At 43.6% G+C, this 21899-nt stretch carries 18 protein-coding genes and 1 pseudogene; all 19 read left to right on the top strand.

What is annotated here, in order from left to right; genetic code table 11:
* Positions 1–134: 134 nt before the first annotated feature.
* The 19 genes and pseudogenes from M1K58_RS06595 (at position 135) to M1K58_RS06505 (ending at position 21890) form a co-directional block, all read left to right on the top strand.
* Entirely contained in the window at positions 135–620 is a 486-nt protein-coding gene (locus M1K58_RS06595; RefSeq protein WP_256757853.1) for a ferritin-like domain-containing protein, read from the top strand.
* A 102-nt stretch (positions 621–722) separates the two neighbouring features.
* A complete protein-coding gene (locus M1K58_RS06590) occupies positions 723–1820 on the top strand; it encodes a type III polyketide synthase (RefSeq protein WP_256757852.1) in 1098 nt (365 codons plus the stop codon).
* A gap of 44 nt (positions 1821–1864) precedes the next feature.
* A complete protein-coding gene (locus M1K58_RS06585; protein ID WP_256757851.1) occupies positions 1865–2560 on the top strand; it encodes a methyltransferase domain-containing protein in 696 nt (231 codons plus the stop codon).
* The gene (locus tag M1K58_RS06580) at positions 2544–3689 is read left to right on the top strand and encodes an NAD(P)/FAD-dependent oxidoreductase (protein WP_256757850.1); all 1146 of its coding nucleotides are present in this window, start codon (positions 2544–2546) and stop codon (positions 3687–3689) included. Before M1K58_RS06585 ends, M1K58_RS06580 begins: the two co-directional genes overlap by 17 nt.
* Before the next feature lie 18 nt (positions 3690–3707).
* Positions 3708–4985 (top strand): beta-ketoacyl-ACP synthase II, encoded by a 1278-nt coding sequence (gene fabF, locus M1K58_RS06575; RefSeq protein WP_372339112.1) that lies wholly within the window; start codon positions 3708–3710, stop codon positions 4983–4985.
* Entirely contained in the window at positions 4972–7041 is a 2070-nt protein-coding gene (locus tag M1K58_RS06570) for an MMPL family transporter (protein ID WP_256757848.1), read from the top strand. The genes fabF and M1K58_RS06570 overlap by 14 nt, the downstream gene beginning before the upstream one ends.
* A 43-nt stretch (positions 7042–7084) precedes the next feature.
* A complete protein-coding gene (locus tag M1K58_RS06565) occupies positions 7085–8620 on the top strand; it encodes an FAD-dependent oxidoreductase (RefSeq protein WP_256757847.1) in 1536 nt (511 codons plus the stop codon).
* A 140-nt stretch (positions 8621–8760) separates the two neighbouring features.
* A complete protein-coding gene (locus M1K58_RS06560; protein ID WP_256757846.1) occupies positions 8761–9504 on the top strand; it encodes a hypothetical protein in 744 nt (247 codons plus the stop codon).
* A gap of 13 nt (positions 9505–9517) precedes the next feature.
* A complete protein-coding gene (locus M1K58_RS06555) occupies positions 9518–11206 on the top strand; it encodes a VWA domain-containing protein (protein ID WP_256757845.1) in 1689 nt (562 codons plus the stop codon).
* Between the two features lie 28 nt (positions 11207–11234).
* Positions 11235–12374 (top strand): toxic anion resistance protein, encoded by a 1140-nt coding sequence (locus M1K58_RS06550; protein WP_256758270.1) that lies wholly within the window; start codon positions 11235–11237, stop codon positions 12372–12374.
* 97 nt (positions 12375–12471) lie between these two features.
* Positions 12472–13302 carry a beta-keto acid cleavage family enzyme gene (locus M1K58_RS06545; protein WP_256757844.1) on the top strand — a complete coding sequence of 277 codons (831 nt, stop codon included), beginning with the start codon at positions 12472–12474 and terminating at the stop codon, positions 13300–13302.
* Entirely contained in the window at positions 13299–14396 is a 1098-nt protein-coding gene (locus M1K58_RS06540; protein WP_256757843.1) for a DegT/DnrJ/EryC1/StrS family aminotransferase, read from the top strand. Before M1K58_RS06545 ends, M1K58_RS06540 begins: the two co-directional genes overlap by 4 nt.
* A gap of 36 nt (positions 14397–14432) precedes the next feature.
* Positions 14433–15221 (top strand): acyl-ACP--UDP-N-acetylglucosamine O-acyltransferase family protein, encoded by a 789-nt coding sequence (locus M1K58_RS06535; protein ID WP_256757842.1) that lies wholly within the window; start codon positions 14433–14435, stop codon positions 15219–15221.
* Complete coding sequence (locus M1K58_RS06530; RefSeq protein ID WP_256757841.1) at positions 15211–16866, top strand: hypothetical protein; 1656 nt, start codon at positions 15211–15213, stop codon at positions 16864–16866. The genes M1K58_RS06535 and M1K58_RS06530 overlap by 11 nt, the downstream gene beginning before the upstream one ends.
* 201 nt (positions 16867–17067) lie before the next feature.
* A pseudogene (locus tag M1K58_RS06525) lies at positions 17068–17724 on the top strand (toxic anion resistance protein); the annotation flags it as partial.
* 79 nt (positions 17725–17803) lie between these two features.
* Positions 17804–18250, top strand: coding sequence for a nickel-responsive transcriptional regulator NikR (nikR, locus tag M1K58_RS06520; RefSeq protein ID WP_256757839.1), 447 nt, complete (start codon positions 17804–17806; stop codon positions 18248–18250).
* A 171-nt stretch (positions 18251–18421) separates the two neighbouring features.
* A complete protein-coding gene (locus M1K58_RS06515) occupies positions 18422–20020 on the top strand; it encodes an ABC transporter substrate-binding protein (RefSeq protein ID WP_256757838.1) in 1599 nt (532 codons plus the stop codon).
* 17 nt (positions 20021–20037) lie between these two features.
* Complete coding sequence (locus M1K58_RS06510) at positions 20038–21030, top strand: ABC transporter permease (protein ID WP_256757837.1); 993 nt, start codon at positions 20038–20040, stop codon at positions 21028–21030.
* On the top strand, positions 21027–21890 hold the full coding sequence (locus M1K58_RS06505) for an ABC transporter permease (protein WP_256757836.1): 864 nt from the start codon (positions 21027–21029) through the stop codon (positions 21888–21890). The genes M1K58_RS06510 and M1K58_RS06505 overlap by 4 nt, the downstream gene beginning before the upstream one ends.
* The last annotated feature ends 9 nt before the right edge of the window (positions 21891–21899 follow it).

The following is a 21899-nucleotide window of genomic DNA, read 5'->3' as shown; positions in this document are numbered from 1 at the left end:
CACCAAACAGGCTACCGACATCGGTAGCCTGTTTGGTGGTTAATAAAGTCATATTCTGTAACACATGTAACGTAAAAGGGTATTTGTACATAGGCTGGTTCTGACCATTATTGAATGATTGGGAGGATTATTATATGTATGGTGTACACCCTTATTGGATGAGATCCACATTTGTACCTGTTTGGTCCATAACTTTTTCACAGGCATTAGATTTAATAAAGGAAGCCGTTCAAGGAGAACGAAATGACGAGTTGTTCTATGATGAGCTAATTAAGCTTGCCCCAAACTCTGAACAAGCAGCAATTATTGCATCAATACGAGAAGACGAACGTGGTCATAATCATATGTTCCGAGGTATGTATAGAGAGCTTACGGGTCAGGAAATCACAGGTATTAGCAATGAGCTTCATAAGCCAGTCGAGTCGTATGTCGCAGGCTTACAGCAGGCTTTATTGGGGGAGCTGTCGGCAGTTGAGAAGTATCGTAAAATAGGGTTTGGACTACCTGTTGGAATATATCGTGATACAGTATTCGGAATTATTTTAGACGAAATGAAACACGCAAGTAAATATAACTATTTGATTACTTTGAATCTTACAAATGGATTAGTGAAAAAATAGGTATGTGAAACATGAGCAATTCATATATTGAAATTATAACTTCTTGTCCTAATCATTGTTTGCATACCCTATTACGAAATCCTGTTAGGAGGCGCCTATCCTTTGGAGAGTATAACCATTATGGGCATAGGTACAGCCGTTCCTGCTTATTGCCTAGAACAAGAAGACTCCGTACGCCGATTGAAGGAAGCAATGAAAGAGCGCCCAGAAGATGCACGGTGGGTGCATCGTATATTTGCTCATTGTGGTGTAGATACACGATACACATGCGAGCCTAACCTGTTAGAGCCAGTTGAGCGTTGCCGGTATATTCCCTCGACTCCCGAAATGAATATCCCCACGACTGAAGAACGAATGTCCATCTATCATAAGGAATCCATATTATTGGCGGTGGAAGCAGCCCAAAAGGCGCTTACCGACAGTAGGAAACGGCCTAGTGATATTACTCATCTGATTACGGTGAGCTGTACCGGTTTATTTCTTCCAGGGTTAGACGCTGAGCTGATAGGGCACCTCGATCTTCGAGGTGATGTACATAGAACCCCGTTAACTTTTATGGGTTGTGCCGCAGGGTTAACTGCACTTCGTCTATCTGAAGAGATCGTGCGAAGAGAACCAAACGCCAAAGTACTCATGGTAACCGTTGAATTGTGCAGCCTTCACATTCAACCTTCCTTTGACAAAGCTCACCTCTTTACCGCTGCATTATTCGGTGATGGCGCATCGGCTTGTGTAGTTGGAATGAAGGATCCTGAGCGCCTTCGAGGGTTTGCCATTCATAAGGCAGAAGCGATCCTGTTCCCACATACCGCAGATAAAATGAAATGGACCGTCGGGAATCACGGCTTCCAATTACATCTTTCACCTGAGATTCCTCAGCTGATTGCCAAAGAAGTTCCTGAGGCATTCCAAGCTTTCTGGGGCGATGAGGCTTTGCCGACATTATGGGCGATTCACCCTGGTGGCAGGGGGATCATTGATTCCTTACAAAAAGCATTCAACCTCACTGATATGCAAACAGCGCCCAGTCGGTCTGTTCTGCGCCAATATGGGAATATGTCATCCGCAACTATTTTGTTCGTATTGGCACAATTAAGAGAAGATCAGCTCAAGACGAATGAAGGATATCATGATGGAATCGCTTTAGCCTTCGGACCTGGAATGACAGCCGAAATGATTCGCTTTTCGTATCATCCATGATAGGGGGAGGTGGGTTTCGTCATCGCTCGCCAAAGCCAGAATTGATGGATGACTTTACACAAGGTGGAGCCCAGCTTCAAGAAGCTTTGCGTCATTTGCGAAGGCTTAACTTGATTTTCGGAGCTAAGGCTCCGGTACTTTATGGCATTAAACGTTTGTGGAAAAGCTCTGGAAAGCCTACCAGATTAACCATTCTTGACGTCGGTTCCGGTTCCGGGGATATTAATCAACGGATATTGAAATGGGCTGACAAGCAAGGAATAAAGATGAAGGTGATCTTGGCTGATGTAACCGATGAAGCTCGAGTGGAGGCTGAGCATCTGTTCCGCAATGATTCTCGGGTCCAATTCATACAACAAGATTTATTTAACCTGGCGGTCCAGCAGGCTGATATCGTGACAGCATCCCAATTCGTACATCATTTCCCAACAGAGGAACTTCCATCGATAGTAGAGAAGATGCTGGCGGTTTCAAGAATAGGTGTTGTCATTAATGATATACATAGGCATTGGATTCCTTGGGCAGCCGTTTGGCTCGTAACCCACTTCATCTCACGGAATAACTATATCCGACATGACGGTCCTCTGTCTGTGGCCAAAGGATTTCGCAGATCAGATTTCCGTTATCTCGCTAAGAGACTTAGGGGAGTCAGTATCATTTACAGTTGGAGGCCTCTATTTCGTTATGCCGTTATTGTTCCTAAAGAACGGGAGGCCAAGACGAATGAAAACGGAATTTGATGCTGTCGTGATCGGGGCAGGTATTGCGGGGAGCAGTATGGCTTATTGTTTGGCCAAGCAGGGTTGGCAGGTAGCTCTTGTCGATAAGGATACGTTCCCTCGTCATAAGGCGTGCGGAGAGTTTATATCCCCAGAGTCCTTAGGAACACTGAAGACTCTAGAATTGGATGGTATTGTAGCTTCCCTTCAGCCATCACCCATCACATTAGTTCGGCTACATACGGAACGTGGCGTATCCCTCACAATTCCCCTTACCGGTACAGCCATGGGATTAAGTCGCCAAGCTTTGGATGCGAGTTTACAGCGATCTGCGTTGGACAATGGGGCCAGTGTGTACACTGGAAGATCAGTGTCGGAACTGAAAGAGACAGTCAATGGACACGTTGTGGAGCTCGCCTCGAAAGAAGGAAGATCTCAGCTCACTTGTCGCACCGTGATTGCAGCTTGGGGTCGGCGACCATTAAACGGCTTTCAAACGACTGGACAAAAACACAAATCGAACAATAGGACTTATGTGGGAATTAAATCGCATTATACAAGATCTGACTCAGACCCTGTAGTCGATCTTTATTTTTTTCAAGGTGGATATATCGGTATTTCTCCGATTGAGGGGGGACACTTGAACGTTGCTGCACTGATCACAAATCCAGCATTAATTAAGCACGGTGGTTCCGACGCCATCCCTAATATTCTGAAGAGCGCAGTCAATCGGATTCCTGTTCTGAAGAAAAGATTGGAGCATGCGATTGCTGTGCCAGGAACCCAAGCGGCTACATTCCCGGTCATCATTCGCCCAGAGCCGAACGGATGGAACGGAATTCCATGCATCGGGGATGCCGTTGCCGTTATTCCTCCTTTCTGTGGGGACGGTATGGCGATGGCGTTGCGGTCCGTAGAGCTTTGCGCGCCAAGAGCTAACTCCTATCTACTAGGTCAGTGTTCTTATTCAGAGTGGAAAAATGCATATACGATGCAAATCAAACAACAATTATCAGGCGCACTCAGATGGGGGAGCTTGCTTGAACGCATACTTACAAATCCCATTCTTTCTTCGTGGTTGCTCCAATTGGGTTCGTTTATGCCGGGGACGGCAGAGAAGCTGGTAAGGGCGACCAGACTGCGAGGCTGATTAAAGAGGGGGATGGAGATGAAGAAACGGGTTGTGATTACGGGGATGGGCTGTGTCACCCCTATCGGTTTGGACAAGGAATCCACCTGGCACAATGCGATAAAAGGAGTCTCAGGCATCCGGCAAGTTTCGAACGAGTGGATGGAGGATTTACCGGTAAAGCTGGCTGCGGAAATTACTGGATTTGATCCTTTGCAAGAGATGGATGTTAAAGAAGCCAGAAGAACAGACCGATTCATACAGCTTGCCATTGCAGCAGCAGATGAAGCTTTGAGGGACAGTGGGTTAATTGTCGGCCATAACGTAGACCCGATGCGTACGGGAGTGTGGATTGGCAGTGGAGTTGGGGGAATCATGACCTTTGAATCGGGAATGCTTGACGTTCTTCAGAAGGGCTTTGGGCGGGTTTCACCTTTTGCACTATCTATGTTCCTTCCCAATATGGCGGCAAGTCGTATCTCGATTCGCTTGGGAGCCAGAGGACTGACGGGTTGTACAGTAACCGCATGTGCTTCGGGCTCACAGTCCATTGGTGGAGCCTTTAGAGCTGTCCAAAGAGGCGAAGCAGATGTCATGATTGCCGGAGGCACTGAAGCCCCCATTTGTAAAATTGGATTGGCTTCTTTTGCCGCAATGAGGGCACTGTCGGTACAAACAGATCCATGGCAAGGGAGCCGTCCATTTGACAAAAATCGAGACGGTTTCGTGATAGGAGAAGGCGCAGGCATACTCGTTCTAGAATCCTTGGATCATGCCCAAGCTCGTGGAGCTGAAATCTATGCAGAATTACTCGGATATGGGTCATGCGGTGAGGGCTTTCACATTTCTGCTCCTCGTTCAGATGGGAGCGATTGGACAAGGGCTATGAACTTAGCTTTGGAGGATGCCACCATTGACCCGGAGAAGATCCAGTATATAAATGCACATGGCACTAGCACCATCCTTAATGATTTGACGGAAACAAGAGCCATAAAAGCAGTTTTCGGTTCTCATGCTTACAATGTCAGTATTAGCTCTACCAAATCTATGACGGGCCATCTCTTAGGAGCCTCCGGCGCAGTGGAAGCGGTCTTGTCCATTCTTGCACTGAGGAATGATATCGTTCCACCAACGATCAATTATGTCGAGAGGGATGAGGAGATGGATCTTGATTACACACCTAACTCATTCAAGCGGAGAAAACTAGAAACAGTTATGTCCAATACGTTTGCATTTGGCGGCCATAATGCCGTATTGATTTTCGGTAAAAATCAACATTTGATCCCTCGAAGTGATTGTTTATATGATGCTCCGTAAAATAACTTCTTTTTCAATCCGATATTCGTCTTGGGTTATCGGCTTCTGGTTTGTTCTGACGGGTATCCTTGGTTCTTTCGCTGTACAGCTACCTTCCGTGCTAGGTGATCACGGACTCGTGACCAATGGACAATATGCTCAAGTTCAAAAAGTATTGTCCAGACAATTTCATATACCGGACGAGCCTGTCATTGTTTTGTTTAATAACGACAAGGGAATGTCTAAGCGTGCCTTTCATTCCTATATATTACGAACGTTGAATACGGTTGAGAGAATTAGCGGGGTGAATGTTGCAGCATCCCCACTTAACCGACAAGAGCTGGAGAAGGGGAATTATGCGTATGCGCTCTTATCCGTTCTTCCAGGCTCCACTCCAGATAAACTAAGGACAATGGAGCAAATTCGTGAAGCAGCTTCAGGGGATCAGAATTATAGGGTAACCATAACCGGTAAACCGGTCATCCAAGAAGATGTGAACCGTTCAAGTAAGCATGATTTGAAAGCAGCCGAAAGAATCGGTATTCCGGTGGCTTTTGTTTTTTTGGTATTTACATTGGGAGGACTTGTGCCCGCGAGCATTCCCATTATTGCTGGCGCCATGACCGTGATCATCGCGATGGGAATTATGTACGGGATCGGTGTTTACGGCGGTATGCCCTTGTCCGTCTTTGTTTATAATGTGATCCCTATGGTGGGGATGGCCGTATGTATAGACTTTGCCTTGCTGATGGTAAGCAGGTTCAGGGAGGAACGCGTTCATCTGTCGGTTAACGAAGCCCTTCTGCAAACAATGGCTACCTCAGGAAAAGCCATTGTCGTTTCTGTAGCTTGTGTCTCGCTAGCTCTAATCGGAACCTTTTATATCCGTATGCCGATTTTCAATTCGGTTTCTTTGGGGGCACTTGTTGTCCTCGCTGTCTCCTTATTGGTTAACCTAACCTTTGTACCGGCTCTTCTATATAAGCTTCGCAAACGAATCTCATCAAATGTTAGGAATGGAAATGTACATAGAGGAAGAAGTCCTTGGTATTTATTTATAGCTGTTGTAATGAAGCGGCCTTTGGTTTCGGCAGGGTTAGCGATTGGTGTACTATTCATTTGTTTGTATCCGATCCGTGCGATGCAAGTTAGCATTCCGGGCCCCGAATCACTTCCGAAAGATAAGGAGTCACGCATGGCTTCTGAAATCGTAATTGAACGATTTCAACCTCGCTTTGTCTCACAGGCATTGATGATTGTGAAGGATAAGGTAGATGGGGACGGGGTGGGAATCCCGAGCCAGCAAATCGTAGATCAAATCCGGCGAGAGCTTGGACAGGATCCGATAGTCATTGACATGGAGATTGAGAAGTCATCTGGAAGAAAGGGGCTTCATCTCATATCAGTGTGGCTTAAAGGGAACGAAACTTCGAAGGAAGTGATGGAATGGGTTCGCGAACGTGCAGATAAGTATGGAGCATTGGATGTTCAAATAGGAGGAGAACCGAAATATCACCAAGAAGTGCATGATGAAGTGTTCACTCGAATGAAATTTGTCCTCGTATTTGTCCTCCTCTCCAACTTCATTGTCTTATGCGTAGCTTTCCGTTCTCTCTTCATCCCGTTGAAAGCTATTCTTATGAATCTTGTCAGTATTGGAGCATCCTTTGGAATTTTAACATGGTTATTTCAAGAGGGACGATTTGGGATGGAGCCCACCGATATTGCAATTATGATTCCCGTGTTTATCTTTGGTTTGACCTTTGGGATTAGTATGGATTACGGCATATTTCTGCTGTCCAGAATTCAAGAGAGCTACAGGAATACGGGGGATAACGACCATGCGATCCGAGAAGGAATGACGGGCTCGGGGAAAATCATTACTTCCGCCGCAGCGATCATGATTGCCGTAACTGCTCCATTTGCAGTTGCTGACGTTTCGGGGGTGAAGCAGCTTGGAATGGGGATTGCAGTTGCTTTATTTCTAGATGCGACTATTGTTCGAATGGTTTTGGTGCCTTCGTTAATGAAATGTTTGGGCAAGTGGAATTGGTGGATGCCTTTTGTGAAAAACTAACACTGCTACCAAAGCATGCCTTGACAGAGAAGGAGCACATCTCATGATTCAGCTTCCCCAGTTCCCACAATCGTATTGGACAACATCGGTTGAACAACCGGAGTTTCCAAAACTTACATCAGACATGGATGCAGATGTTGTTATCGTCGGAGCAGGGATTACCGGAATTACCGCCGGTTATTTGCTCTCCAAAGAGGGAAAAAAAGTGGTCATTCTAGAGGCTGGCCGTATCCTTCACGGCACAACCGGTCACACAACCGCTAAAATCACCGCCCAGCACGATTTGATCTATGATGAGCTCATTCACCACTTTGGTGAAGATAAAGCCCGATTGTATTATGAGGCAAATCGTGAAGCATTGCTATTTATTCGAAAAACGGTAGAGGTGGAAGGGATAATCTGCGATTTAGCGGATGAGGACGCTTATATTTACACCCAATCGGAGGACACAATAGCAAAGCTTGAGAAAGAACGAAGAGCCTATGAGAAGCTTGGTATCGCCGGTAAGCTTACGGACCATATTGACTTGCCCATAGCTATCCAATCGGCGCTCGTCATGAATAATCAAGCTCAATTCAATCCGGTTCTTTATTTAATGGCATTAACTGATCGGATCATTCGCTCTAACTCCCAAGTTTTTGAGAATACAACCGCTGTGAAGGTGGAGGAAGGGGATTGTCCCGTCGTTGTTACGGAATCGGGGAATCGCATTACTTGCCAGCATGTGATCTCCGCTTCTCATTTTCCTTTTCTCGATTGGAAAGGCTTTTACTTTGCCCGAATGCATGCTGAGCGCTCCTACGTTCTCGGAATCCGGATAGGTCAGGAATATAACGGAGGAATGTATCTTAGTGCCGACCAGCCGAAGCGGTCTATCCGGGTCGTTCGTGAGGGGAAGGAGCCATTGATTCTAGTCGGAGGAGAAGGTCACAAAGCCGGCCAAAGTAACTGCACTATCAAACATTACGAGACGTTACAATCGTTTGCTACTTCAGTGTTTGATGTGAAGGAAATTGCTTATCGTTGGTCAACACAGGATTTAGTTACGTTAGACAAATTACCTTACGTGGGACAAATCAATGCTCGAACAGACAATATTTTCGTGGCAACGGGTTATAGAAAATGGGGCATGACAAACGGAACAGTAGCTGCACATCTTCTGAAAAATAGGGTTCTGGGTATTAAAGATCGTTATCAGGACTTATTTGATCCATCACGTCTTCACGCTGATCCTGATATCAAAAGCTTTGTCTCGGAAAACCTGAATGTTGCTAAAGAGCTAATTTCCGGAAAACTCGAAACGGTATACCGCAGTCCTAACAGTGTGGCTGTGGGAGAAGGCGCATTGGTCCTTATCAACGGTAAAAGGGCTGGAGCATATCGAGATCCTGATGATCAATTGCACTTGGTGGATACAACTTGTACACATATGGGCTGTGAGACGAACTGGAATGATGGAGATCGAACATGGGATTGTCCTTGCCACGGCTCCAGATTTTCGTATACCGGGGAAGTCATCGAGGGTCCAGCGAAGAAGCCTTTGGTCAAGATTGAATTTGCTCCAGAATACGAAGCTTGATTTTTCTGTTAGTGATTTCCCAGTTATCCGACCATGAACATTAAAGATTAAACAGGCTACCGATATCGGTAGCCTGTTTAACATGCGATCACCAGAAATCACATATAGATAGGAAGTAACCCGTGGTGGAGGTGTGAGGGATGATAGGCTCGAGATTCATGAAGATGTTGGGATTAAGCGCAGGGGTTGTGCTGCTGGACATTATCATTTTGTCACCCGGATTGTTGGGGGTTGAAATCGGGGGGGATAGTGCTCTTGAAACAGCTTCTGGCGTAACCTTATTAATGAGTAGCTTACTTGTGCTTTTATACGGGAGTTATGTATTACTGTTGAAGCCACCTGTTGCGTTACCTGTAAAAGACCTCAAAACGAATGAGGATTACATAGCCGCGCTTCAGCATTACAAAAAACTAAAAGTGTTAAATAAAGATATATCCCTAGTCTTAGAGCAGATTGATCGAATGGAAAAGAAGCTGGTTACTGTGTTAGAGCTGCTAAGCCAGAGGTTTGATCGCACGGAGCTAAGCTTTAAGAAGTTTATTAATGTCATTAATGAAGTCGAAAAGCTGTTTTATCTGAATATTAGAGGAATCCTCAATAAGCTTAGTGTATTTGACGCCTCAGAGTTCTCTGCATTCGCTAGTCCGCAAAGATCGACTCAGCTTTCGAATAAACTGCTACAACAAAAAACGGATCTTTACATGGAGTACTTAGCCTACGTAACGGGTTATGTAAGCGCAAATGAAGAAATTCTGCTGAAGCTAGATATGTTATTAATGGAAATCTCTCAATTAGGCTCTACGGATTATGAGAATGTCGAGGAAATGCCCTGCATGAAGGAAATAGATTCCTTAATCAAGCAGACCAAATTTTATCAGCAATGAGAGGGTGATGAGTATGGCTAGTAAAGGGAAGGCATTTATTGTGTTGGGGGTAATTGCCATTGTTGTTTTTGTCCTTGTGTATGCAGGAATCAGCTTAACATCCAATTTAGGTAAATCAAAGACAGAGGTCACTTCGGAAAATGCAGATAAACAACTGAACAAGATTTACAAAGATATATCCGTAACTACGATGGATCAAATTAAAGGTCAGATCGATCTAGATCCTGTAGCTATCGGCGACTCATTACCGGATATCTCTAAGTTTGCAATATCGGTAGCGAATACAACGGATAGCTTCGTTGAGATATTCTCTTCCACAGAAAAATCAGGGACGGGTAATGATGGGTGGTTAAATGAGGTAGCAACAGAATTCAACAAAGCGAATATAGAAGTAAATGGGAAGCCTGTTTCGGTCAAGATACGGAATATTGCATCGGGGACAGCTACGGATTACATAAGGTCTGGAAAGTATATGCCAGACGCGTTCACGCCATCGAATGAATTGTGGGGAGAGATGGTGAAAGCGCAAGGTATCCCAATCCAGCTTGTATCCAAGCGTCTTGTCGGTAATGTTGCTGGTGTTGTTGCGACTAAGAAAAAATTTGACGAGCTCGTCGCGAAGTACGGCTCATTAAACGTTAAGACGATTACAGACGCGATAGCGGATAACGAATTAGCAATGGGGTACACGGATCCATTCGCTAGCTCAACGGGCTTGAACTTTCTGGTGACAGCTCTTGCTACCTTTGATAGCTCCAATTTACTTGGAGAGAAAGCCGTTCAAGGGTTTGAGAAGTTCCAAGCGAATGTACCCTTCATTGCATCTACCACATTACAAATGCGGGATGCAGCTAAGACAGGGATGCTTGATGCTTTTGTCTTGGAGTACCAAACTTATGTCAATGCAGCGGATCTGAAGGGGGACTATGTATTCACTCCTTTTGGCGTAAGACATGATAGCCCACTGTATGCATTAGGTGATATACCTCAAGAGAAGCTGGATATTATTCATAAGTTTGCAGAGTTCGTCGCACAGGATAAATATCAGAGCCTGGCCAAAGACAAGGGCTTTAATGGACTTGAGGATTACAAATCGGAGCTCGGTGTCGTTGACGGTACGCTTTTATCCCCAGCACAGAAACTATGGAAGGAGAAGAAAAACGGCAATAAACCGATCGCTGCCGTATTTGTAGCTGATGTATCAGGGAGTATGAACGGGGAGCCTCTGCAGCGATTGAAGGAATCCTTATTGACCGGTCAAAAATACTTGGGTCGTGACAATAGTATTGGATTGGTTTCTTACTCCAGCAACGTTTCCATTAACCTTCCTATTGGGAAGTACGATACGAATCAACAATCGATGTTTGTTGGAGCTATTAATAGTCTTCAAGCCAGTGGAGGTACAGCTACATTCGATGGAATTGTGGTTGCTATGAAAATGCTGCAAGAGGAGATCGCTCGTAATCCTGATGTTAAGCCTTTGATCTTTGTGTTAAGTGATGGGGAAACGAATGAAGGACATTCACTCAAGGACATTAGAGGTCTGATCGAGACGCTTAAGATTCCTCTATATACGATTGGTTACAATGCAAATATTAAGGCGCTTCAAAGCATATCAAGTATTAATGAGGCATCTAGTATCAACGCGGATACAGATGATGTTGTGTATAAAATTGGCAATCTGCTCAACGTGCAAATGTAAATTTTTTATCAAATGAGGAGGGGTTATCATTTCATTTACAATGGAAGTCGTAAGTCCAGAGAAGATTAAGTCGGCGATCGAAGAGCAGGTTAAACCCGTACCCGAAGAAGTACAGCAGCTCAAGGAGTTGGCTGCGAGTAATGTCTCGTCGATCTTGGAATTAGATTTGGAGTCCGTAGAGAAGCGGAAAGAGGTATTGCAGTCTATTGATAGCTTCGGTATGGGCTCGATGAGATCATCCTCGGAGAAAAATTCACTCTTGCAGGTTTCTGTAGGCAATTTATCCAAGACTGGGGATGAAGGAGGGCAAGTGGCTAAAGGATTAACCGCCCTGCATCTCCAGTTGAAGGATTTAGACCCAAGTGTTGTAGATTTTGCCAAGAGCGGTTTTCTTGGGAAGTTCTTTAACCCCTTGCGGAGCTACTTTGCCAAGTATCAGAAAGCGGATGCGATGATTTCGGACATCATTACTTCTTTGGATAAAGGAAAGCTCGTGTTAAAGAATGACAATACAACGCTAGAGTTTGAACAACAAGCTCTAAGGGAGTTAACGAAGAGACTTCAGAAAGAAATCCAGCTTGGGATGCTGATGGATGAAGAAATTGAGACGCAGATTGAGGCAGCCAAAGCACGTAATGAAATCGAAGATAAAATTCGGTTCATCACGGAAGAAGTGTTGTTTCCTCTACGCCAGCGAGTGATGGACTTGCAACAGATGATGGTCGTGAATCAACAGGGGATCATGGCGATCGAAGTCGTCATCCGAAATAACAAAGAGCTGATCAGAGGGGTAGACAGAGCTAGAAATGTTACGGTATCAGCTCTGAAAATCTCGGTTACAGTAGCTAGTGCGCTCTACAATCAACGGATTGTTCTGAAAAAGATCGAACTTCTCAATCAAACAACTGACAGTCTCATCAGTGGCACCTCCAAAATGCTAAAGGATCAGGGCGCGGCGATTCATAAGCAATCTCTAGAAACGAGCATATCTGTAGATACGTTGAAACAGGCTTTCACGGACGTATTATCGGCTTTAGATTCCATTAGCACTTATAAGCAGGAAGCCCTTCCTAAGATGCGCGAAACGATTAATCAGTTCAGAGAATTAGCTGATAACGGAGAACAACAAATTCAACGTCTAGAAAAGGGTCACAAGCTGGGTTTATAAGTCAGTGCGCTCAAATAACTTATTTTATTCAACAATTAATTAAGTTATTATTAAGTTTGTACGGATATTATTCCATAGCAACACCATAAGGAGATCTATGAGGAAAATTGGCATATGTGCAGCGATTACCGGTTCAATGACCAGAAAAGATACTATGCCCGGTCTTCCTGTTACTGTTGAAGAAATTATCAATTGTGCGTATGAATGTTCAGTTGCAGGAGCAGCGATGGTTCATATTCATGTAAGGGACAAAAATGAAAGACCATCGTTGGATCCTACTCTGTACAAGGAAGTGTTGACCGGAATCCGTGAAAAATGCGACATCCTGGTATGCATTTCCACTTCAAATCACCTTGTTGATGTGTCGGATAAAGAGCGGATCAAATTAATGGAATTAAAACCAGATTTAGCATCATTAGAAGTGACTTCTCTCAAACGACCTGACGGTGGGATTAAGAACACTAAGAAATTTGTCGTCGATATCCTCCAAGCTATGAAGCAGTATGAAGTTAAACCAGAGTTTGAGATTTTTAATAAAAATATGTTAAAAGAGTTATTACGTTTGGTTGAGCTTGGTTTAATTGAAGACAATGCATATATCCAATTTGTTATTGGTTCAATCGGCGGAATGAAGCAGGACTATAAAAACATTCAATGGATGCTCGACTCGGTTCCACAAGGTTTTACTTGGTCTGCAGCAGGTATTGCAGGAATGCAGTTACCTGTTAATTTTATTAGTGTTTTAAATGGCTGTGATGTGATTCGCACGGGAATGGAAGACAATCGTTACTTCTTAAAAGGAATACCGGTAAACCATAATATGGAATTTGTAATTCGGGCGACAAAGATGATTCAATCATTAGGTTGTGAAGTGGCAGATTCCGTTGAAATGGCTAACATACTTAGAATAAAGGGACGGGAAAAATGATTAAAATTGCACAACCTCAGATTGGCCAAGAGGAGATCGATGCAGTTAATTCAGTGCTTGTAAGCGGTCAACTGGCAAGTGGAGAAAATGTTAAACGTTTTCAAGAGGCTTTTTCACAATATTTGAACTACAGAAGTTGCATCGCGGCTTCCTCTGGTACTACAGCTTTAGAAATAGCTCTCCGTTCACTTGGAATCAATCAGGGAGATAAAATCATTACGACATCATTCTCGTTTATCGCGACAGCCAATGTCATCGTACATGCAGGGGGAATTCCGCTTTTTGCAGATATTGATGAAACGAGCATGAACATCTCAACTGAGAGTATCGAACAGATTCTTCAAGTACACACAGATGTGAAAGCTATTGTCATCGTTCATTTGTTCGGTCAAAGCTGCGATATGGATAAAATCAAAGGAATAGCAAGTAAGTACCGTTTGCTGCTCATAGAGGATTGTGCCCAAGCGCACGGGGCCGAATGGAACGGACGAAAAGTGGGAACCTTTGGAGAGGCTGCAGCCTTTAGTTTTTATCCAACTAAGAATATGACGACTTCTGAAGGCGGTATGGTTATATTAAAGGATGAAATGACAGCCGGATTCGCAAGCCAACTTATTCAACATGGTGTTAAAGCCAAAAACCAATTTGAATTCATTGGATATAATTACCGATTGTCTGAAATTTCTGCGGCAATTGGTTTATGTCAACTAAAAAAGCTAGATCAGTTCAATGCTCTTAGAAGAGAAAATGCAGCTTTCTATGATAAGTATATTGACCATCACAACATCATCAAGCCATTGGAAGTTGCTGGGACAAAGCATGTGTATAATCAATATACACTCCGTATTCTAAATGGCAAACGAGATACATTTATTGCGTATTTGGAACAGAAAGGGATAGGCACTTCCATTTATTATCCCTATTCAATTCCGGAGCAAGCATGCTATCAATCATCTGACTTGTTAGAACTAGAATATGATAAAAGACTTGAAGTTACGAACAGAATTAAACGTGAAGTGGTTTCCATTCCTGTTCATCCAGGACTCATACAAGATGAAATCGAGCAAATTGTTACGGCAATTAACAAGTTCTAAAGATGAGTACTAGAATTATGAAAATGGAGATGGCTAATGTTGATTCATGAAAGCGCGTATATTGGTCAAAATACAAGGATAGGGCACGATGTCAGCATCGGTGAATTTTCAGTCATTGGTGAAAATGTGAGCATTGGCGATGGAGTTACCATTTGCAGCCATACAAAGATTCATTCAAACACTTTCATAGGAAGTGGGAGTTACATAGGAAGCTTTTGTTCAATAGGTTCCCTCCCCAATCTCAAGGGTTTTGATCACTCTATTGAATCCGGTCTACTTATAGGTTCCAACAATATGATCAACGATCATACCGTCATTGCAAGATCCAAAGATCCTGGTAGCAACACAATCATAGGAAATAGTAACCATATTGGTCACGGTGCATATCTAGGCCACGATGCAATAATTGGAAATTTAACTACATTATCAGCCCATGTGCGGATTTCCGGGCACACAGAGGTAGATGATTTTGCACATATAGGTATGTCTGCATTTACACATCAGTTTTCTAAGGTGGGTAAATATGTAATGATTGGTGCAATGGCCAAGGTGATTAGAGATGTTCCTCCTTATTTCCTTGTAGATGGCAACCCTGCACGCATAAAAAAAGTAAACAAAGTCGGTTTGGAAAGACAAGGTTTTTCTTTCGAACAGATAAATCAATTGGAGTGTATTTTGAAAGAATTGGGAAATAGCTCCTATCCTTCTTTTAATGATGAAGATCGAGCGAATCTCACGAGTAAATTTCACTCCTGTGAGATGTTCTCAAAGCTAATACTGTTCACAGACGATTCCAAGAGAGGGTGCTTGAGGATTGATGCTTAGTGTGGATGCTGAAAAGATATATAATCATTTAAAATATAAGGATTGCGTGATTTCATTTTGTCATGACGACTATCGAAAGGTTACTGGTGGTGCACAAAAATACATTTTAGACCTACAAAAAATGATGGAAGATCGCAATATTTCTTATGTTGCATTGTTTACAGTTAGTAATCCAAATGTGCATAATATACATCCTAATCATTTAATAATTGAAGTAGTCATCGATGGTGAAACAACGTGCTTTTTAACCGCATGGCAAGTAGGCTATTGTTTTGGTGAGCTTATCTCAACTAATAAAATCAATGTATTACGAATTTTTCTGAATACTTTATTCGGAATGAATATTGCTATGATTGATGAGATTGTCAGTAGAATCAGAGAGAGAAGTGACGTTGAACTCGTTCATATCTTGCATGATTATTACTCCATTTGTCGTAATGTTTTTTTGTTTTATAATGATGAGGAATTTTGCGGTCCAGCACCCGTCGCTTCACCTCGTTGTGTAACCTGTCGTCATGGAGAGGGCCGTGAAGCTCATTATGACAGTATCAATGAACTTTTTATCAAACATAAAGTAGCCATCGTTGCACCTTCAGAAAATGGGAAACGAATTTTTTTACGTTCATTTCCGCATTTCGAGCAAAATGTTCGCGTTGTTTCCCATCAAAATATGATATCATCGGGAAATATTCCTACAGGCTATTCAATTGAGGATCGTAAAATTAGAGTCGCATATCCTGGCTATTCCTCCAAACACAAAGGCTGGGATGCATGGGTAAAGTTGAATGGGATTCCAAATAAATTAGATTATGAATTTTTTCAATTTTCCGAAGTAGATCATACGTTGCCTGAGACGATTTTTGTAGACACAAGTTTTCACCATGGTTCTAAACGGGATACAACTACTAGGCTGATTGAGCATGAAATCGACGTAGTTCTTCTATGGTCAAATTGGTTTGGCACATATAACTACACGTATTACGAAAGTTTGGCAGCAAACTGTTTTGTTATCACCTACAAAGACAGCGGTAACATTGCTGATCAGACAAAGCACTTTAATAATGGACTTGTTTTGAATTCGGAACTAGAATTGGTTGAATTGTTTAATGATCCGGAAAAGCTGAAAGATTTAATTGTGAAATACAAAAATGCTGATGTGATCTACCGCGTAGTTGTGAATACCCAATTGGCAGACGAACTTAAGGACAAAAGGCTTTTCTTAGACACTGAAATTCAGTATTCCCACATACAATTGAGCAATGATTATGAGCAAACAATTGAATATCAAATCCAAATTCAGTTTGAATTGCAACGGAAACTACTTGAATGTGAACAAAACAATTACCGTTTGGAATTCCAGTCAATTGAAATGGAAAAACGATATAATGAAGGATTATTATTTTCACAACAATTAGAAACTCGTTACATTGAGTTATCCAATATCAATAACGAAAATGTAGTTAACATAGATCAGCTAAGAAGTCATTATAGTGAGTTGCATACAAATTATCAAATAACGTCCAAAAGACTAGCACAATTGGAATTGGAGGGATTTCTTAAAACCTTCCTTAGAGCATTTTATAAGTTATTTCCATATCGTATACGAACTAAATTGAAAAGTATTTTTATTGATCATCCAGAGTAATAGTTAAAGTTTGATATTAAACCAACTAACTATACTTTTGCTAGAGGCCTATGACAACTATCCTAACCCAGGGGGCGAGATAGGGATTAGTCAGCGTACGCTGCAAGGCTGGAGAAGTGAGCTCACGCCGCTTGAAGACCAACGTCTACAGGCAGAGGACTTAGGCCTAAAAAAAGCTGAGTGAGACCCGAGTGTTGTAGATTTACCAAGAGCGGTTTTCTTGGGAAGTTCTTTAACCCCTTGCGGAGCTACTTTGCCAAGTATCAGAAAGCGGATGCGATGATTTCGGACATCATTACATCTTTGGATAAAGGAAAGCTGGACTTAAAGAACGATAATACAACGTTAGAGTTTGAACAACAAGCTCTAAGGGAGTTAACGAAGAGACTTCAGAAAGAAATCCAGCTTGGGATGCTGATGGATGAAGAAATTGAGACACAGATTGAGGCAGCCAAAGCACGTAATGAAATCGAAGATAAAATTCGGTTCATCACGGAAGAAGTGTTGTTTCCTCTACGCCAGCGAGTGATGGACTTGCAACAGATGATGGTCGTGAATCAACAAGGGATCATGGCGATCGAAGTCGTCATCCGAAATAACAAAGAGCTGATCAGAGGGGTAGACAGAGCTAGAAATGTTACGGTATCAGCTCTGAAAATCTCGGTTACAGTAGCTAGTGCGCTATACAATCAACGGATTGTTCTGAAAAAGATCGAGCTACTCAATCAAACAACTGACAGTCTCATCAGTGGCACCTCCAAAATGCTAAAGGATCAAGGCGCGGCGATTCATAAGCAATCTCTAGAAACGAGCATATCTGTAGATACGTTGAAACAGGCTTTCACGGACGTAACATCTAGAAAAGGGTCACAAGCTGGGTTTATAAGTCATCGGCGTCTATGTTACAATTTAGGTAAAAAAATGACAGGGTGAGAGTATGCCGGATAAAGAAGAGCTGATCCGTTTCGGTGTTTCCTTTCCTGAAGTGCTGATCGGTCAGTTTGATCGTTATATCGCAGGTCAAGGGTACACGAATCGATCTGAGGCCATTCGAGATATGGCTAGGAAAGCGATGTTACAGCCCAGCCAGCTTCAATCGGAGGCGGTTGTCGCGGGTACGATCGTGATGGTGTACGATCATCACATTCAGGAGCTTCCACTGCTCTTAATGGAAATTCAGCATCAATTTCATCATGACATCATCTCTACTATGCACGTTCATCTTAATCATGCACAATGTCTGGAAGTTATCGTCGTTCGAGGTAAGCTTTTCAGACTTCGAACGCTTCATCAGCAGATTCAAGTTCAGAAAGGCGTGTACTATGCGGAGCTATCAGTAACGCATGCGGATGAGCACGGGGCAGAGCCTCATACACATAGTTAATCTAGCAAAGAAGCGATTGACCTTATATAGGGTTGATCGCTTTTTTTTGTGGTTTAAAAAGCTCTCGCAGGAAAATAAAGGATGATTCTATTGGGGTGGTGTGTTACTATTTGTTTAATTTGTGTTACTAATATGGAAATAATTATGCGGCTAAGAATGGAGTAGATGAGCATGAGGAAGCTTACTCGAAATCGGACGATTATGATGATCATGATTATAGGGCTCTTATTTACGGGGTGTAGTTCTGTCACCAAGGATAGCGGGCAAGAGAACAAAGAGGAATTGATATTGTCGATTAGCTCCGAACCAGAGTCAGGATTCGATCCGACAATGGGATGGGGATTATACGGATCACCATTATTCCAGAGCACGCTACTGAAGAGAGACGACGATCTGAAGATCGTGAACGACTTAGCAACTGACTATAAGGTGAGCGATGACGGAACGCTTTGGACAGTCCAAATAAGGCCTAATGTGAAATTTTCCGATGGTAGTGTCCTTACGGCTGCTGATGTCAAATTCACTTTTGATACAGCTGCCAGCAATGGCTCTGCGATTGATTTGACTAATCTAGAAAGTGTCGAGGCGAGCGGGGAGGACACGGTCCTATTTAAGCTGAAGGAGCCGCAATCCACGTTCATTTTCCATTTGGTTACATTGGGAATTGTACCGAAGATCGCCTATGGGGATCAATATGCAGAGCATCCAATTGGATCAGGACCTTACAAATTTGTGCAATGGGATAAAGGCCAGCAGGTCATCGTGGAAGCGAATCCTGATTATTATGGGGTAAAGCCTTACTTCAAGAAACTAACGTTCCTGTTTCTTAACGAGGATGCGGCTTTTGCAGCTGCCAAAGCTGGCAAGACGGATGTTTCCTACATTCCATCTGCTTACAGCAAGCAGGCTGTAGCTGGCATGCGCCTTGAGGACGTTAAGACCGTAGATAATCGCGGCATCTTGTTTCCTTATGTACCGTCAGGAAGCGTAACGAAGGAAGGTAATCCGATCGGAAATGATGTTACCTCCGATATTGCGATACGTAAAGCCGTTAACGCGGCTATCGACCGGGAGAAGCTAGTAGAAGGGTTGCTAGATGGTTATGGATCTCCTGCCCATTCGGCTAATGATGGACTCCCTTGGTGGAATGATCAGACAGTTGTGAAGGATGCAGATGTAGATGGAGCCCGTAAAATTCTGAATGATGCAGGCTGGAAAGATACGGATAGCGATGGGGTAATGGAGAAAGGCTCACTTAAGGCTGAATTCTCCTTACTCTATCCCTCCGGTGACTTGGTGCGGCAATCACTCGCTCTAGCTACAGCGGACATGGTTCTTCCTGCGGGCATTCGTATGAATGTGGAAGGGAAAAGCTGGGATGAAATCGAGAAGAGAATGCATGCCGATGCTTTAATGTTCGGTTGGGGAAGCCACGATCCGCTGGAGATGTTCAATCTCTATAGCAGCTCCTATCAAGGGGTGGAATACTATAATGCAGGATACTATAGCAATCCGATTGTAGACGAATGGTTGAACAAGGCACTTCTCGCCAAGAACGAAGAGGAAGCGCTGGTGTATTGGAAGAAAGCCCAGTGGGACGGTACGACGGGACTTAGTGCACTAGGGGATGCGCCTTGGGCATGGCTTGTGAATATCGATCATCTGTATCTCGTGAAAGAGAAGCTAGATATCGGTAAGCAGCGTATTCAACCACACGGACATGGCTGGCCGGTTACAGATAATATTGAGACATGGAAATGGAACAACTAGTGGGATGAGGTTAGATTATGATGCGTACTTTGGGCATTTTTCTCGGATTCAAAATCATACGTCTAATCACGCTGCTAGCTGCCGTAAGTATTGTTTCGTTCACGTTAGTTAGCTTATCACCAATCGATCCGGTACAAGCTTATATAGGTTCCGATATGCTACGTGTGGGACCGGAACAGCGCTTGCTTATCTCGGAATTTTGGGGGCTAGACAAATCTCCCCTTGAGCAGTATACCCGCTGGATTTATGCACTCATACGCGGTGACTTGGGAACCTCGATGATATACCGTGAGCCTGTAGCGCAAGTGATAAGCGAACGATTCATGAACTCTATAGCATTAATGGCTGTCGCTTGGCTTATATCGGGCGTCGTTGGGTTAGCGGCTGGTGTTGTTGCAGCAATGAAGAAAAATTCTTGGATCGATAGATTAATCCAGTGGTATTGTTATACGCTAGCCTCAACACCTACTTTCTGGTTGGGACTGCTTCTACTTATGCTATTTGCTGTAGGGTTGGGCTGGTTTCCAGTCGGTCTCGGTGTACCTGCGGGTGTGCTAGCGGAACAGGTTACGCTCATTGATCGGATTCAGCATCTTATTCTTCCTGCAATGACACTTAGTATGGTGGGGATTGCACCGATTGCTCTGCACACCCGTCAGAAGCTACTTGAAGTGCTAGCGAGCGAATATGTGTTGTTCGCCAAAGCTAGAGGAGAGAGGGGCTTCGGACTGGTGCGAAGACATGGCTTGCGCAATGTTGCCTTGCCGGCGATTACGTTGCAATTCGCTTCCTTTAGTGAGCTATTCGGTGGTGCAGTTCTGGCTGAGCAGGTGTTCTCGTATCCTGGTCTTGGTCAAGCAACGGTGGAAGCGGGATTAAGAGGGGACGTGCCGCTACTTATGGGGCTTGTGCTGTTCAGTACAATATTCGTCTTTACAGGCAATACGATCGCAGATCTCTTATATAGAGTTGTCGATCCGCGTGTCCGGGAAAGTCAGGTGAAGGAATGAACCGTTTGGTTAAACCTAACGTTAGTTCGAGACTTCCCTTGCGGATTAATCGAAGGAAACGTGCATTAATTACAGCAATATTAATAACGGCTTTCATGCTCTTGATTGGCGTAGGAGGCATGCTAATGGGTGACAGCCAGCTTGCTACGAACCTGGGCAACCGTAATGTACCGCCTTCGTTATCCCATCTATTTGGGACAGATTGGCTCGGCAGAGATATGTTTACCCGCACGGTTAAAGGACTTACTCTCAGTATAAGCGTTGGTATGATCGCAGCAACTTGCAGTGCAGTCATCGCAACGACTATCGGAATAGCTGCAGCAACACTTGGTAAGACCGCTGACCGATTCCTTTCTTGGGTCATCGATCTGTTTCTAAGTGTTCCTCATCTCGTAACGCTAATTCTCATTGCTTTTGTTTGTGGTGGGGGAATTAAAGGGGTTATTATAGGCATTTCTTTGACCCATTGGCCCAGTCTTTCACGTATTATTCGTGCTGAAGTGCTTCAGCTAAGATCATCTGAATACATCAAGGTGTCTAAGCGTTTAGGAAAGTCGAGCTGGTGGATCGCGACACGACATCTGCTGCCGCATTTATTACCTCAACTTCTTATCGGACTGTTGCTCCTGTTCCCACATGCGATATTGCATGAAGCCGCAATTACGTTTCTTGGTTTGGGCTTATCTCCCCATCAACCGGCTATCGGCATCATTTTGTCGGAAGCGATGCGCTATTTATCTACGGGGATGTGGTGGCTTGCTGTATTTCCAGGCTTATGTCTCCTAGTTGTTGTGAGATCATTCGATCGAATTGGCGACCATCTGCGAACATTACTAGATCCGAGACGCGCAAACGATTAGACCTTAAAC

The sequence above is a fragment of the Cohnella sp. WQ 127256 genome (assembly GCF_024519285.1).
In the GTDB taxonomy this organism is placed as follows: domain Bacteria; phylum Bacillota; class Bacilli; order Paenibacillales; family Paenibacillaceae; genus Cohnella.
The sequence above is the reverse complement of the archived record's forward strand: the minus strand, read 5'-3'. Positions and strand labels throughout refer to the sequence as shown.